Below are 12,757 nucleotides of genomic sequence, written 5' to 3'. Positions count from 1 at the left end.
ATCGCGTTTTTCCCGCGCGCTTTTTCTCTCTTTGTTTTTACTCTATGTGATCAGTTTGCGCCAGTTTTCGCATCGACTCTCCCTTGAGGTCGACCCGATGCCCATTGTGCATAAGCCTGTCCATCAGCGCATCCGCTACCGTCGGATTGCTGATCATTTTGTACCACTCGCTGACCGGTAATTGGCTGACGATCACCGTGCTACCATTGCCGTACCGATCTTCCATCACTTCCAGCAGATCCGAGGATTGGCGCGCTGATAACTTCTCCAGTCCCCAGTCGTCCAGGATCAACAAGGGCGTCTTTGACAGTTTCAACAGCTGTTTCTGGTAGCTGCCGTCCGCATGACCGGTCCCAAGTTCCTCCAACAGCCGGCTCAGTCGCCAGTAACCCACCGCGATATGCTGCCGGCAGGCTTGTTCGCCAAGCGCGCACGCCACGTACGTTTTTCCGCACCCGGTTGGTCCGGTTATCAACACGTTCTGGTAACGCTGGTGATAACCGCCGCCCAGTAGCTCCGCCATTTGCTGACGGTTAAGGCCCCGTGTTGCACGGTAGTCCAGCCCTGATGGCACTGCCGACAAGCGCAGCTTCGCCTGCCTTCGCAAGCGATCGACCTTGCCTGATTCACGCTGTAACAACTCGTGGTCCAGCAGTAACCCCAGACGTTCATCGAAGCTCAGGTCAAGGTACGTGCCCGGTTGCGACCATTGTTGTTCCAGCGCCTGGCTCAGGTGGCTTAACCTCAGGGCGCGGAGTTGCTCCAGTAACCCGCTTTGCATCGTCATTCTCCTCGTTAGTGGTAATAACCGGCACCACGCACGTTACCGTGCTGGATCGGGGTTTCATCCTCGGCTGGCGCGGCCGGTATTTCATCACGCCGGTTATCCAACTGGTTCACGATCACCTGCCGGTGCGGTTTTTCGAGCAGTAACGCCTGACGGCAGGCATTTTCCAGCCGTCCATCTCCGTACTTTCTCGCCAGTGACAGCAAGCCCAGGCAACTGCGGTAAGCCTGCTCAGGGTGTTTTCGCTGTTGCAGATGCCACGCCACCACGGCGCGGGTGGCGCTGCCGATGTTGGCACCCCAGTCCAGTAGCCGTTCCGGACTCCAGCGTTGCTGTTGATGGGACTCGGGCATATGTTCCGTCAGGGTACTGAAGCCGCTTTCCGTGAAGTTGCGGGGATGCTGGGCCACCAGTTGCCCCCGGTGATAGAGCCTTATCACCTTGGCGCCGGCCTCCAGATCGATATGGGCGCCGACCAGGACATGGGGAACAGAGTAGGCATGTCGCCGCCAGAGGATGTGATAATCCGGCCCCACCTTCGCCCGGCCGGTTTCCGTGTAGTCATAGCGTTGACGCGGCAGAGCCATCAGCGCCGGTTGGTCCAACTGCTCGAACCGGCTTCGGCGGTTGCCTGGGTAAAGCCGGAACGCCCGCTCGTTCAGTTCTTTAAGCAGACCGGCAAGCGCCTGATTGAGTGACGTAAAGGTGTGGAACACCTGGCGGCGCAGGCGCATCAACACCCAGCGTTCAACGATTTGCACCGCGTTTTCCACCTTGGCCTTATCCTTCGGTTTCCAGGGCCGGGCCGGCATGACAGCGGTGTTGTAGTGCCGGGCCAGCTTCAGGTAACTGTCGTTGACCACCGGCTCATAGCGATCGGCCTGTTTTACGGCGGCTTTCAGGTTATCCGGTACCAGCAGGCGTGGGACGCCGCCGAAGAACTCGAAGGCCCGCACATGCGCCATCAGCCAGCTTTCCTTGCTCTGGCTTTCGCAGGCTTCGATGTAGGTATAACTGGATGCACCGAGGGTGGCGACGAAGATTTGGGCGTGGCGTATCACGCCAGTATCTGGATTGACCACCGGTACGGTCGGGCCGCAGAAGTCCAGGAACAGCTTCTCGCCAGCGACGTGCAACTGGCGCATGCTGCGCTTTTGTTTTTTCAGCCATTCCTGGTAAAGCACGCAGAACTGCGTGTAGCCATAGGCGGTGCCGGGCTCCTGCTGCTGATACTCCTGCCAGAGCAGGAGCTGGGTCATGCCTTTGCGTTTAAGTTCCTGATGACAGTTAGCAAAGTCAGGGGGCCGTTTAAGTGCAGCGGGCTGACGCCCGGCATACAGCTGGCTTTCCAACTGGCTGTCGGTCACTGCGTCGGATAAGGGCCATACCAGGTCGCTGCCTTTAAACCGGGTGACAATTTCGGAGATAGTGCCACAGCCAACGTTCAGACACGCGGCGATGCTGCGATTAGGCAGATGGCAATCAAACTTGAGGCGTAAAATGTCTTTAATTTTGCTCACGGATGTTCTCTGCTTCGGCATGGGCCGGTCCTCACGGGAAGTGGAACGGTGAGGATAGTCGACCTATTGATTTATCAACAGAAAACGCGGGATTTCGGATTCAGGATCATAGATTACGGGATCAAGATCATCGATTTCGGCGAAAGGCCAAATTTGATCGGATAAGACCGTAATCAGTGATCGGTTAAGACCGAAATGGGTGATCGGTTAAAACCGTAATCGATGGTCGGATTGGGCCGAAACATGCAACTTTGGGTACCGAGTCCAACCCACGCGCCATAATGGAAGCTTTGATCTCGTCATACTTCGGGTTGGGCGTGGTACGTGGGTTATCCGGGTTGGGCCGCAGTTGATCCAGCGTCAGCACCATCGGCATTTCACTGACTGGCAACATCACTACATTGGAAGCGGGAGAACGCCCCCTCTGCAACAACTGCTCGCCTAAGTCCTGCACCTTTTTAGAAGTCATAGCGACCTCCCGAAAAATCCTCAAATCGGGTGATTTCAGCCTGATACTTCACTTTCACTGTACCAATAGGGCCATTACGCTGCTTGCCAATAATCAGTTCAGCAATGCCTTTATCCGGTGAGTGCTCGTCATAAACTTCATCACGGTAGATAAACATGATCACATCGGCATCCTGCTCTAATGCACCAGAATCTCGCAGATCACCGTTATTGGGCCGTTTGTCTGCCCGGTTTTCGAGGGCGCGGTTAAGTTGCGAGAGGGCCACCACCGGGCAGCCGATCTCCTTCGCCAACGCCTTCAGCGAACGTGATATCTCGGCTATCTCCTGTGTGCGGTTCTCCTGCCCAGGGCAACGCATCAGTTGCAGATAGTCCAGCAGGATCAGCGAGGGATGACCGAACTTACGAACATTCTTGCGGACGCGGGAACGCAGCATTGACGGGGTCATAAAGCTGTCGTCATCGATGATCAGGCGATCTTTCCATTCTGTCAGGAGAATATGGGTCGCTCTGGCCACTCTGGCCCAATCCTCATCATCCATATTGCCGCTGCGTAAATTCTGTAGAGGCACCCGTCCCAGCATGGAAACAAACCGCGATAAAAGCTGGTCAACCGGCATTTCCAGGCTGTAGATCTGCACCGGTTGTTCTTTTCGGCTATCCAGCGCCCCCTCACACAAACTAAGGGCCAACGCGGTTTTTCCCATGGAAGGACGGCCTGCCAGCAGGATCAGGTCACTCTCCTGCAATCCGCTGGTCATGCCATTGAGTTGTGTAAACGGGGTAGGCGTACCGGTGATCAAGTCCTCACTGGCACAGCGCTGCTCCAGCCGGTTAAGGTAGATCTCCAGCGAAGAGACCAGGTCGAACTGTTTGCCAGCAGCCTGCAATCCGGCAATGTCAAAAAGACGTCGTTCCGCCTCCTCCATTAATGAAGGCACATCAGTGCGGGCATCTTCCGCCTGCTTGGCCAGATCATGTCCCAGCGCCAATAACTGACGTTTCTGCTTCGCTGTAGAGACATATTCGGCATAGGCAACGATATTGGCCGCACTCGGGGTGTTCTTCGACAGCTCCGCCAGATAGGCAAAACCTCCGGCAATATCAAGTTGGCCAAGACGTTCAAGCTCTTCCGAAACGGTGATCAGATCGATAGGCATATTGCGGCCAAGCAACCCCTGCATAACCGCAAATATCTTCTGGTGAGGGGGAGAGAAAAAGCTGTCAGCGACCAGGATCGGTGCGATCTCGTCCCAACGGTCGTTTTCTAACATCAATCCGCCCAGGACTGACTGCTCTGCTTCCAGGGAATGCGGCATCACTCGCCGTGGTTCATCGCTATGCATGGCGGGCCTCCTCACTCTGAATCTCCAACAAGGCGCACTCCAGAACTGCACGGAGTCGGGAGGAAGCAACCAGAATCAAGGGTTGCCGATCGTAACCCACGCCAGACTCCAGCAACGGAAGCCCAACCGGCGCTTGCGGGCCAATAGCCATTTCACGAAGTTCCGATTCGCTCCACACGTTGTAAAATTCGATAAAACCGCTAGTCACTTCCCATTCATCAGCCAGACGCTCATAAATCCGGCTTTTTGCCGTTTCATAATCAGGCGCATCGACGAACACGTGGATTTCATCGCGCTCTTTATAGGCCGCTGTGGAACAGGCGACAGCCCGCCAAAGTTGATTGCGATTCATGCGCGGATCCCCCGGGCAAGAACATCATCAAACAGGGTTTTCCACTCAGGGAAGAGCTCACAAGCCAGGCCACATATAGATTGTGCTGCAGGTGGGGTTTTGCGATCCGTTTGGTATTCCAAGCGATGCGCAGGCTGAGACAGGCTATGCCCCAGCTTATAGACGTCCAAATCATAGATCTGCGTTGTCAGCATACTGACCGGTTTATCCGCCGAGCTGTAGCTCCCCGCTTCAACGATCTTCGTAATCGCCGTCAGCGCTTCCCTGGCTAGATTGGTGTAGTCCATGCAGTTCACCAGGATCCTCACTGGCGGCAGCGTAATACCAAAATTTTTGTAGGGCAGTAAGCCTTCCATCAGCGGGATAGTCCCACGCAAAAATTCACGGACATCGGGAACGACCGGCTTGATCATGGCAAGAGCAGTGTGATTGGTTGCCAACATCACCAATTCCAGCATGATGGAACGGGCTCCCTGTGAATCAATGATGATCACGTCATAACCGGTGAACAGTGGATGCTGCAGTAGATTGCGCAGGCGAAAACGGCCATCCGGCGCATGCATCATGGCCGTTTTGAGTTGCTCATGGGGATCGTTAGAAACAATCAGGTCGAGGTTGGCAATGCTGGTGCGAGAGATAAGCTGTTGAGGCTGATTGAGATCAGCCGTCTGCATTAACAACTCATACAAACCGAAGGGGGCTTCATACTGCAGATGATAATAACTGGAGGCCGTTGGCTGGGCGTAGTCGCCGTCGATCAGCAGGGTTTTGAGACCGGCATCGGCACAGAAACCGCCGAGATTGGCTGCGTGGGTCGATTTCCCTTCGCCGCCTTTGGTAGAAATGATAGAAATTACATGCATATACATCACCCGAATTAGTTAATTCGAGTCATGGTTAGCAACGTCTAAAATTAATCGCTATCTTCGCGGGTTATCAACACAGGGATTGAAAATCCCCGTGTCCTTGGTTCGATTCCGAGTCCGGGCACCACTTTCATTTCTCCCCATGTATCCTGAATTCAACTAAGCTTCTTTAAAATCCTTGTAATACTCGATCTAATCGCATAGTTAGCTCCATAGAAGTCAACCAGCATCCACCTCTGATCTTGACCCGCCATCTCCAGACAGCTTTTGTAGCTTAAGTTAACGATGCCCGCTTGCGTCGGTATTCTCTCGGTGGTAGCCAGCTCAGATGCCGGAACCACTTCCTCGCCGGCTGCAACAGCGGTAAGGCTGCCTTCAAGATATTGTTTCTTCCACTTGAACAACAGGCTGGGCTGAATACCATGCAGACGAACCACATGAGACATGGGTCGTACCTGGCTCCATAGCCTGTTGAATAATCGCGATCTTTTCCTGCGGAGTCTTACGTTTACGGCATTCCTGTCCCAACAGTATTCCAGTCATTTCAAAATTAGAACCAGTATTAGACATATGTTTAAACCTATCTTTTATTTTAAGATACATCTACTGTCTGGTGTTTCTTGGGGCCGCAGCAGTCAGAGATAACCGTTGATTTCCATAAATCCAAATGCTCATTTTGTGACCAGTTCGGCAATAATAATTATTATCGTTTGATGTTAAAAATGTTAAGTGCTAGTACTGGCTCAGGAAGGTGTTGTAAATAAATAGCATTATTTGTTTACGGTTTAGTAACAAATTGGATTTTTATTCCTTTTCTTACACAATCCAAAAATTGACTTAATAGCATCTTCCTGAGTGGACTCACCAAGAGGCAATTTCTTGGTATTTACAATCAACGGAGGTATAAGCTATGACTCGTTTAAAGAAAGAAATCATTGAAACCAAAACCATGATTGACGTTAATTCGGTCAAAAACAACCAGCCTCAGCATTTGACCGAGGATGTTCTCGACCAGATCTCTGGAGGAGCGGGTTGGATAAGGGCCTTTGCAAACTGGTCAAGAAGTTTTTAATGACCCTAGGGGCCGTTGATAACGGCCCCTACTTAAACTCACCCTATCAGTCCAGAAATTTAAAACAGCACCTGGAAGGAGTGTAGAGTTATGGTCAATCTATTAAATAAAAAGCACATTAAACATCTTGAAATAATATTAAAAATAAGCGAGCGCTGTAATATTAATTGTGACTATTGTTACGTATTTAACAAAGGAAACTCAGCCTCTAACGATAGTCCAGCAAGACTCTCAGATAAGAATGTTAATCACTTGGTCGATTTTTTTCAACGAGCCTGCCTAGAGTATGAGATTGGTACTCTGCAAATTGATTTCCATGGAGGAGAACCTCTACTGATGAAAAAAGAGAACTTCGACAGAATGTGTGATCGTTTGGTTACAGGCAATTACTGCGGTTCGAATATCAGGCTCGCACTACAGACTAATGGCATGCTTGTTGATGATGAATGGCTAGCATTGTTTGAAAAACATTCAGTTAACGTCAGTATTTCTATTGATGGTCCAAAGCATATTAATGATCGTCATAGACTAGACACTAAAGGACGCAGTACTTACGAAGGCACTGTACGAGGTCTCCGCAAACTTCAACACGCGTATCAGCAAGGCCGACTTCCGTCGGACCCAGGGATCTTGTGTGTCGCAAATGCTCAGGCAAATGGCGCTGAAATCTATCGACATTTCGTTGATGACTTGAATGTTCGTAGCTTTGATTTCCTCATACCTGACGACTGCTACAAGGATACTCATGTTGATCCCGTCGGCCTCGGTCGTTTTCTAAACGAGGCACTCGATGAGTGGGTTAAAGACGATAACGCCAAGATATTTGTACGTCTTTTTCAAACGCACATTGCCAGTCTTCTTGGTAAGGAGAATGTTGGAGTCTTGGGCCACACACCCAGCATCACTAGCGTGTATGCTCTCACCGTTAGTTCAGACGGTTTTGTCCGAGTGGATGATACCTTGCGATCAACATCAGATAGAATGTTCAATACCATTGGTCATCTTTCTGAAATCAACCTGTCTGATGTATTCGATAGTCCGCAGTTCCAAGAATACGCCTCAATTGGACAATCTCTACCAACTGAATGCAAAGGCTGTATTTGGGAGAATATCTGTGCCGGTGGGCGCATAATGAATCGTTTTTCGACCGAAGAACGCTTCAAGCGAAAATCTGTCTATTGTTATTCAATGAGAAGTTTCCTTAGCCGCGCATCTGCTCATTTACTCAATATGGGGATCAAGGAGGAGCGCATTATGGAAGCTATTAATCGATAACTTTATGGATACGTAAATATACTACTTTGAATTTATTTGGGTTGAGCTCTCGGTTCTTTGCACGCATGAAATTAAGTAGAATGATGCAAGGCGGATGAATTCATAGTCACACCCTGCTGCTTGCGATGGGGTTGTTTATTCATTCGACACATAATGAGGAGCGCCTTAAAATTGACTGATAAACACGCTATTTTCAGGCGAGAGGCCATAGAACATAGAGCCCATAGTTGGCTAGGCAACCCACAAGTTATTACGCCTGTTGGAGCCTCTATTTGGGCGGTGGTAGCGTTAGTTATTATAGTCAGCCTCATCGCATTCATGGTGATAGGCACTTACACACAGAGAGTTCGTCTAACAGGCTCGGTAATTAGCCAACCAGCGGTTGCTCGTATCACCGCCATCGGTAATGGAACCATTGTCCGTAGCTTTGCTGAGGAAGGCAGAACTATTCATGCGGGCGATGTGATTTTTATCGTTAACATGGAAACGCAAACAGAATATGGGGCTACAAGCCATGAAATTACTTCAGCGCTAATATCTCAGAAGGCAACCATTGAACGAGAGATCATCCTGAAATCTGAGGCATTAGACACGGAGCGAAACTTTCTCCTTCAACTTCTGGATAATAAAGAAGCTGAGCTTCAAAAAATGAATGACTTGATTTCTCAATCATCCCAGCAAACATTATGGTTATTAGAAAAAGTAGAGTATTTCAAGAAATTAGTACGCCAAGGGATAGCTCTTGAAACGGAATATATGGCACGCCGCGCTGAATATTATAGCGCTTCAGTGCAACTGGAGGCTTACAAACGCGAAAAAGTGAAATTACAAGGAGAATCCATCGATATCAAATCAAGGTTAGCTGCAATATATAGCGAAGTAAAAGTATCGCTTGAGATACTACGCCGACAATCCGCACGGCTGGATCAAGATTTGGTTTCTACCGAAGAACGGCGTGAGCTTCATATAACTTCTCCGATTGATGGCACTTTAACGGGTATTACGGGATTAGTCGGCAACAAAATTCGTGAGGCGCAGGAGTTAGCGAGTGTTGTTCCTGCATTGGGACATGCCGAAGTTGAGATTTTTGCCACAGCCGAAGCCATTGGAGAGTTACGTAAAGACCAAGCGGTAAGATTACGCTTTGACGCCTACCCTTACCAATGGTTTGGGCAATATGATGGTATTGTCACGTCTATCTCCGCTACCTCAGTCGAGAAGGGCCCTGAAACAAAAGGGGGACAGACTAACCAGCAACAGTTACGATATTTCCAAGTGCGTATAAGTCCTAAGAGTAGTCATGTCATCATGGCTGGAAAAACATATCTTCTGAAACCCGGAATAGGCGTTGAAACAGACATCTTTATAAGAAAACGTCCCCTCTACGAATGGATACTTTTACCCCTGAAGAATATTCGCACTGCAACTCAAGGTGGACCGGGGGAGGAAACGTTATATGATCGTAATGATGAAAGGGTACTTTGAAGCCATCAGACAGCGTCTTCCGGTGGTGATGCAAACTGAGGCAACGGAATGCGGGCTGGCGTGTATGGCGATGATTGCAGGTTACTATGGCCTTAACATGGATCTCCAATCACTGCGTAAACACTATCAGGTGTCTCTAAAAGGAATGAGTATACGAGATATTATAGCGTTGGCTGATCGTCTATCCTTAGGTTCACGTCCGGTTCGTGCTGATTTGGACTCTGTAAGTCAGCTAAAGACACCTTGTATTTTACACTGGTCATTCAATCATTTTGTGGTATTGAAGAAATTTTCACGCCACGGTGTTGTCATCCATGACCCAGCAAAAGGCGAGAGACGCATTACTGTTGCTGAGTTGTCTAAACAATTTACCGGTGTTGCACTTGAAATATGGCCTAATAAGAGCTTTCAGCGGCGTACCGAAAAAAAAACCATTCGACTGCTGGATCTGTTCAGGAATGTCTCCGGCTTGTCACGGGCTTTAGCTCAGGTATTAGCTCTCTCATTTTGCATTGAACTTCTTGCTATGGCGGTTCCAATGGCCGCTCAATTCACTATAGACATGGCGTTAAGATCTAGCGATATCGATTTGGTATCGTTGATAGTATCTGGAATTATTGTCCTATTAATTTTCAGAGGACTGCTCAGTCTTGTTCGATCCTGGACTGTCATGTCAGTGAAGTACACACTGGGTATTCAGTGGAATTCAGGACTTTTTAGTCACATGATCCGGTTACCTGTTTCATACTTCGAAAAGCGCCATATTGGAGATGTAAGGTCACGCTTTAACTCGTTATCGGTAGTACAAGATGCTTTTACAGCGGATATGGTCGCATCACTTTTGGACATTGTTTTAGTAATTGGACTCTTCTTTTTGATGTGGACCTACAATGGCTACCTCGCGACAGTGGTTGTATCAATATCCTTTATTTATGCAGCCATAAAATTCTTTCTCTTTCGCGCCTACCGGTCTGCCAACATGGAGGCGATTGCTCACGAAGCTAAACAACAATCGCATTTCCTTGAAACAGTAAGAGGTATTACTTGCGTTAAAATATTCGATTTGGCAGAACGTCGACGGTCTGATTGGCTCAATCTGGTTATTGATGAAGCCAATGCAAAAATCTATCTTTTTAAAATAGACTTGGCAACACAGACTACAGGCTTGCTCTTAATCGGACTTTCTTCCGCAATAACATTATGGCTGGGAGCAAAGTTGATTGACGGAGGAGCCCTGACTACAGGTATGCTATTTGCCTTCTTGATATATTCAGATATGTACGTCACCCGAACCATACGAGTTGTTGACTCTATTATCAAACTCCGTTTGATCGATATGCACAGTGAACGCCTTTCAGAAGTGGCTCTGGCCACACCTGAGCCTGATGAGGGTGATGAGACTCTAGTGGTTTCCAACACCATCGCCGGGAGTATTGAAGTCAACAGCCTGAGTTATCGCTATGGTGATGGCGAACCCGCAGTATTCGAGAATGTGTTTCTGTCTATCAAGGCCGGTGAAAGCCTCGCTATTATTGGCCCCTCGGGTTGTGGTAAGTCGACACTCCTTAAGACGATGGGAGGGTTAATACCACAAGAAAGCGGCTCCATTTCATTGGATGGCTTAGATATACGGAGACTAGGGCTAGGGGCTTACCGCAAACACATCGCTTGTGTTTTACAAGAAGACAGGCTGTTTGCAGGGTCTCTATTGGATAACATCAGCTCTTTTGATGTTTATCCTGATCATGAATGGGTGTTTGAGTGTGCTCACCTTGCTTCAATTCATACTGAAATTGAAGAAATGCCAATGAAATATGAAACGATGGTGGGTGATATGGGGAGTGCTCTGTCGGGTGGACAACGACAGCGCGTTTCCTTGGCACGAGCGTTGTACAAACGTCCACGTATACTCTTTCTTGATGAAGCCACCAGTGATCTGGATGTTGATAACGAAGCTCGAATCAATGACTCGATACGCACGTTGAAGATCACCCGAATTTTTGTCGCTCATCGGCCAACAATGATCGCGATGGCAGATAGAGTATTTGACCTTAGCAGCAACTCTGAAGTGGAGAATCCGCATGCGATCTTTACTGAATAAACACATTACAGCGATCACGCTCGCCCTCTTATCCTCGACAATATCATTGGTTGCAACAGAGACAATTGCTTCTGAAGAGATCATGCATATGCCTTTTGCGTTAGATGATGCTTCTTTACCGATGGCCAATGTTGATATCAATGGAAAACGTCAAACATTTATGATCGATACGGGCTCACGCACTGCCCTCCATTTATCTAAAGACGTTATGGCAAAACTCCCAGGGCTGACAGTAGCTCCTGAAAAAGAGCGCAGTACCGATCTGACAGGTAAGGTATTCCTCAATGACAAGTTCCATATTCCGCAGTTGTCGATCAATGGAATGATTTTTAAGGACGTTAAAGGAGTTTCGTTTACTCCACGGGGTATGACGCTCACCCGCGATAGTAGCCTCCCCAACTCAATGATGATCGGCCTGGATTTATTCAAGGGGAAGGCCGTGCTGATTGATTACAAAAACCAACGTCTGTCGGTTGCAGATCGCGCTCAGTCATTCGGCATCAGCATGGCTGATGGTTGGATTTCATTACCGCTGCGACTCACACAGGAAGGGATCGTAGTCAACGTCTCTCAGGGCTCACAGAGTTACAACATGGTTCTTGATACTGGGGCCTCTGTATCGGTTTTTTGGAAAGCGCGTCTAAAACTCCCTTTTGCTAGCATATCTTGCCAGACTGTGATAGCAGAGATGGACAACGAAGGGTGCACGGCATCGGAGTTTCAACTTGCTGAGATTGGTACAGAAAATATCAAGCTAAATGCGCTACTACTCGACGGTACATTCGAACAGATGGACACCGATGGGTTAATAGGTAATAACTTCTTCAAGAAATTCGCAGTCCTCATCGATTTCCCAGCTCAAAGATTACTTATTAAGGGGTCTACTCATGAAACGGGAAAAAATTGAATGTTAAACCTCATCGGGTATCGTCATGAGTCGCCTTAGCAGATAAGCAGTTACTACGTTATAGCCCTCAGTATGGGTCCTTATTTCGGAACCACCCCGAAACACATTCAATACCTCGACAGGAGAAAACAGTATCGAACCTATTCCCTTTTTGATGCCAAACCACACGGGGGCCCTATTGGTGGCTCCTTGAATTACCGAACACAATAATATCGTTAAATAACAAAGGTTTTATTGGTTTATTTCGATTCCGAGTCCGGGCACCACTTATTCAGAAGCGCTTGTCATTCTTTCAGGATGAAAAAATGACGGGTTCTAAAGCGAGCACAAACTAGCAATAACCTTAGCCATCCCCTCATATGAGCAAGGCATGGCAAGGCTTCTGAGGTATGATCTCCGTTCTTGACCAGCTAATAGCGAGCAGACAGCCTCCATGCTTAACCACGAAATAATTCTTAACCACATTGATGACATATTCGGACAGGACATGCATGCCAAGCGTGTCTTGTCGCTCGCCAATGCAACCCACGGGGTTATTGAGTCGGGGTCATTGGCCATCCATGCCATTGGCAATGGCC

11 protein-coding genes and 2 pseudogenes are annotated in these 12,757 nt (G+C 48.6%); 6 read left to right on the top strand and 7 right to left on the bottom strand.

The window, feature by feature from the left end:
• Window positions 1-37: 37 nt before the first annotated feature.
• The 7 genes and pseudogenes from istB to IO95_RS23775 all read right to left on the bottom strand — a co-directional run.
• Window positions 38-781 (bottom strand): IS21-like element helper ATPase IstB, encoded by a 744-nt coding sequence (gene istB / locus IO95_RS01570; RefSeq protein ID WP_023489708.1) that lies wholly within the window; start codon window positions 779-781, stop codon window positions 38-40.
• Between the two features lie 14 nt (window positions 782-795).
• A complete protein-coding gene (istA, locus tag IO95_RS01565; protein ID WP_023489709.1) occupies window positions 796-2,328 on the bottom strand; it encodes an IS21 family transposase in 1,533 nt (510 codons plus the stop codon).
• A gap of 163 nt (window positions 2,329-2,491) precedes the next feature.
• The gene (locus tag IO95_RS01560; protein ID WP_023489710.1) at window positions 2,492-2,776 is read right to left on the bottom strand and encodes a hypothetical protein; all 285 of its coding nucleotides are present in this window, start codon (window positions 2,774-2,776) and stop codon (window positions 2,492-2,494) included.
• The gene (gene dnaB-PI / locus IO95_RS01555) at window positions 2,766-4,121 is read right to left on the bottom strand and encodes an SPI-7-type island replicative DNA helicase (protein WP_023489711.1); all 1,356 of its coding nucleotides are present in this window, start codon (window positions 4,119-4,121) and stop codon (window positions 2,766-2,768) included. The genes IO95_RS01560 and dnaB-PI overlap by 11 nt, the downstream gene beginning before the upstream one ends.
• Window positions 4,114-4,473, bottom strand: coding sequence for a hypothetical protein (locus IO95_RS01550; protein ID WP_023489712.1), 360 nt, complete (start codon window positions 4,471-4,473; stop codon window positions 4,114-4,116). Before IO95_RS01550 ends, dnaB-PI begins: the two co-directional genes overlap by 8 nt.
• A complete protein-coding gene (locus IO95_RS01545; protein ID WP_037383509.1) occupies window positions 4,470-5,336 on the bottom strand; it encodes a ParA family protein in 867 nt (288 codons plus the stop codon). The genes IO95_RS01550 and IO95_RS01545 overlap by 4 nt, the downstream gene beginning before the upstream one ends.
• 320 nt (window positions 5,337-5,656) lie before the next feature.
• Window positions 5,657-5,882 (bottom strand): annotated as a pseudogene (locus IO95_RS23775) (transposase); the annotation flags it as partial.
• A gap of 367 nt (window positions 5,883-6,249) precedes the next feature.
• Between IO95_RS23775 and xyeA the strand changes: the two are divergent.
• The 6 genes and pseudogenes from xyeA to IO95_RS24955 form a co-directional block, all read left to right on the top strand.
• Window positions 6,250-6,411 carry a XyeA family cyclophane-containing RiPP triceptide gene (xyeA, locus tag IO95_RS23770; RefSeq protein ID WP_023489715.1) on the top strand — a complete coding sequence of 54 codons (162 nt, stop codon included), beginning with the start codon at window positions 6,250-6,252 and terminating at the stop codon, window positions 6,409-6,411.
• Between the two features lie 90 nt (window positions 6,412-6,501).
• Window positions 6,502-7,686, top strand: coding sequence for a cyclophane-forming radical SAM/SPASM peptide maturase XyeB (xyeB, locus tag IO95_RS01535; protein WP_037383507.1), 1,185 nt, complete (start codon window positions 6,502-6,504; stop codon window positions 7,684-7,686).
• Window positions 7,687-7,857: 171 nt separating this feature from the next.
• On the top strand, window positions 7,858-9,171 hold the full coding sequence (locus tag IO95_RS01530) for an HlyD family secretion protein (protein ID WP_051791068.1): 1,314 nt from the start codon (window positions 7,858-7,860) through the stop codon (window positions 9,169-9,171).
• Entirely contained in the window at window positions 9,143-11,272 is a 2,130-nt protein-coding gene (locus IO95_RS01525) for a peptidase domain-containing ABC transporter (RefSeq protein ID WP_037383504.1), read from the top strand. The genes IO95_RS01530 and IO95_RS01525 overlap by 29 nt, the downstream gene beginning before the upstream one ends.
• Complete coding sequence (locus tag IO95_RS01520) at window positions 11,253-12,179, top strand: pepsin/retropepsin-like aspartic protease family protein (RefSeq protein ID WP_037383501.1); 927 nt, start codon at window positions 11,253-11,255, stop codon at window positions 12,177-12,179. Before IO95_RS01525 ends, IO95_RS01520 begins: the two co-directional genes overlap by 20 nt.
• Before the next feature lie 433 nt (window positions 12,180-12,612).
• Window positions 12,613-12,757, top strand: a pseudogene (locus IO95_RS24955) (IS4 family transposase); the annotation flags it as partial.

The sequence above is a fragment of the Serratia sp. DD3 genome (assembly GCF_000496755.2).
The sequence above is the reverse complement of the archived record's forward strand: the minus strand, read 5'-3'. Positions and strand labels throughout refer to the sequence as shown.

Excerpts from the sequence above, each read along its gene's own strand:
- istA (WP_023489709.1), bottom strand. The coding sequence starts at position 2,328 with ATGCCGAAGCAGAGAACATCCGTGAGCAAAATTAAAGACATTTTACGC.
- xyeB (WP_037383507.1), top strand. The coding sequence starts at position 6,502 with ATGGTCAATCTATTAAATAAAAAGCACATTAAACATCTTGAAATAATA.
- IO95_RS01550 (WP_023489712.1), bottom strand. The coding sequence starts at position 4,473 with ATGAATCGCAATCAACTTTGGCGGGCTGTCGCCTGTTCCACAGCGGCC.
- IO95_RS01520 (WP_037383501.1), top strand. The coding sequence starts at position 11,253 with ATGCGATCTTTACTGAATAAACACATTACAGCGATCACGCTCGCCCTC.
- IO95_RS01545 (WP_037383509.1), bottom strand. The coding sequence starts at position 5,336 with ATGCATGTAATTTCTATCATTTCTACCAAAGGCGGCGAAGGGAAATCG.
- dnaB-PI (WP_023489711.1), bottom strand. The coding sequence starts at position 4,121 with ATGCATAGCGATGAACCACGGCGAGTGATGCCGCATTCCCTGGAAGCA.
- istB (WP_023489708.1), bottom strand. The coding sequence starts at position 781 with ATGCAAAGCGGGTTACTGGAGCAACTCCGCGCCCTGAGGTTAAGCCAC.
- IO95_RS01525 (WP_037383504.1), top strand. The coding sequence starts at position 9,143 with ATGATCGTAATGATGAAAGGGTACTTTGAAGCCATCAGACAGCGTCTT.
- xyeA (WP_023489715.1), top strand. The coding sequence starts at position 6,250 with ATGACTCGTTTAAAGAAAGAAATCATTGAAACCAAAACCATGATTGAC.
- IO95_RS01560 (WP_023489710.1), bottom strand. The coding sequence starts at position 2,776 with ATGACTTCTAAAAAGGTGCAGGACTTAGGCGAGCAGTTGTTGCAGAGG.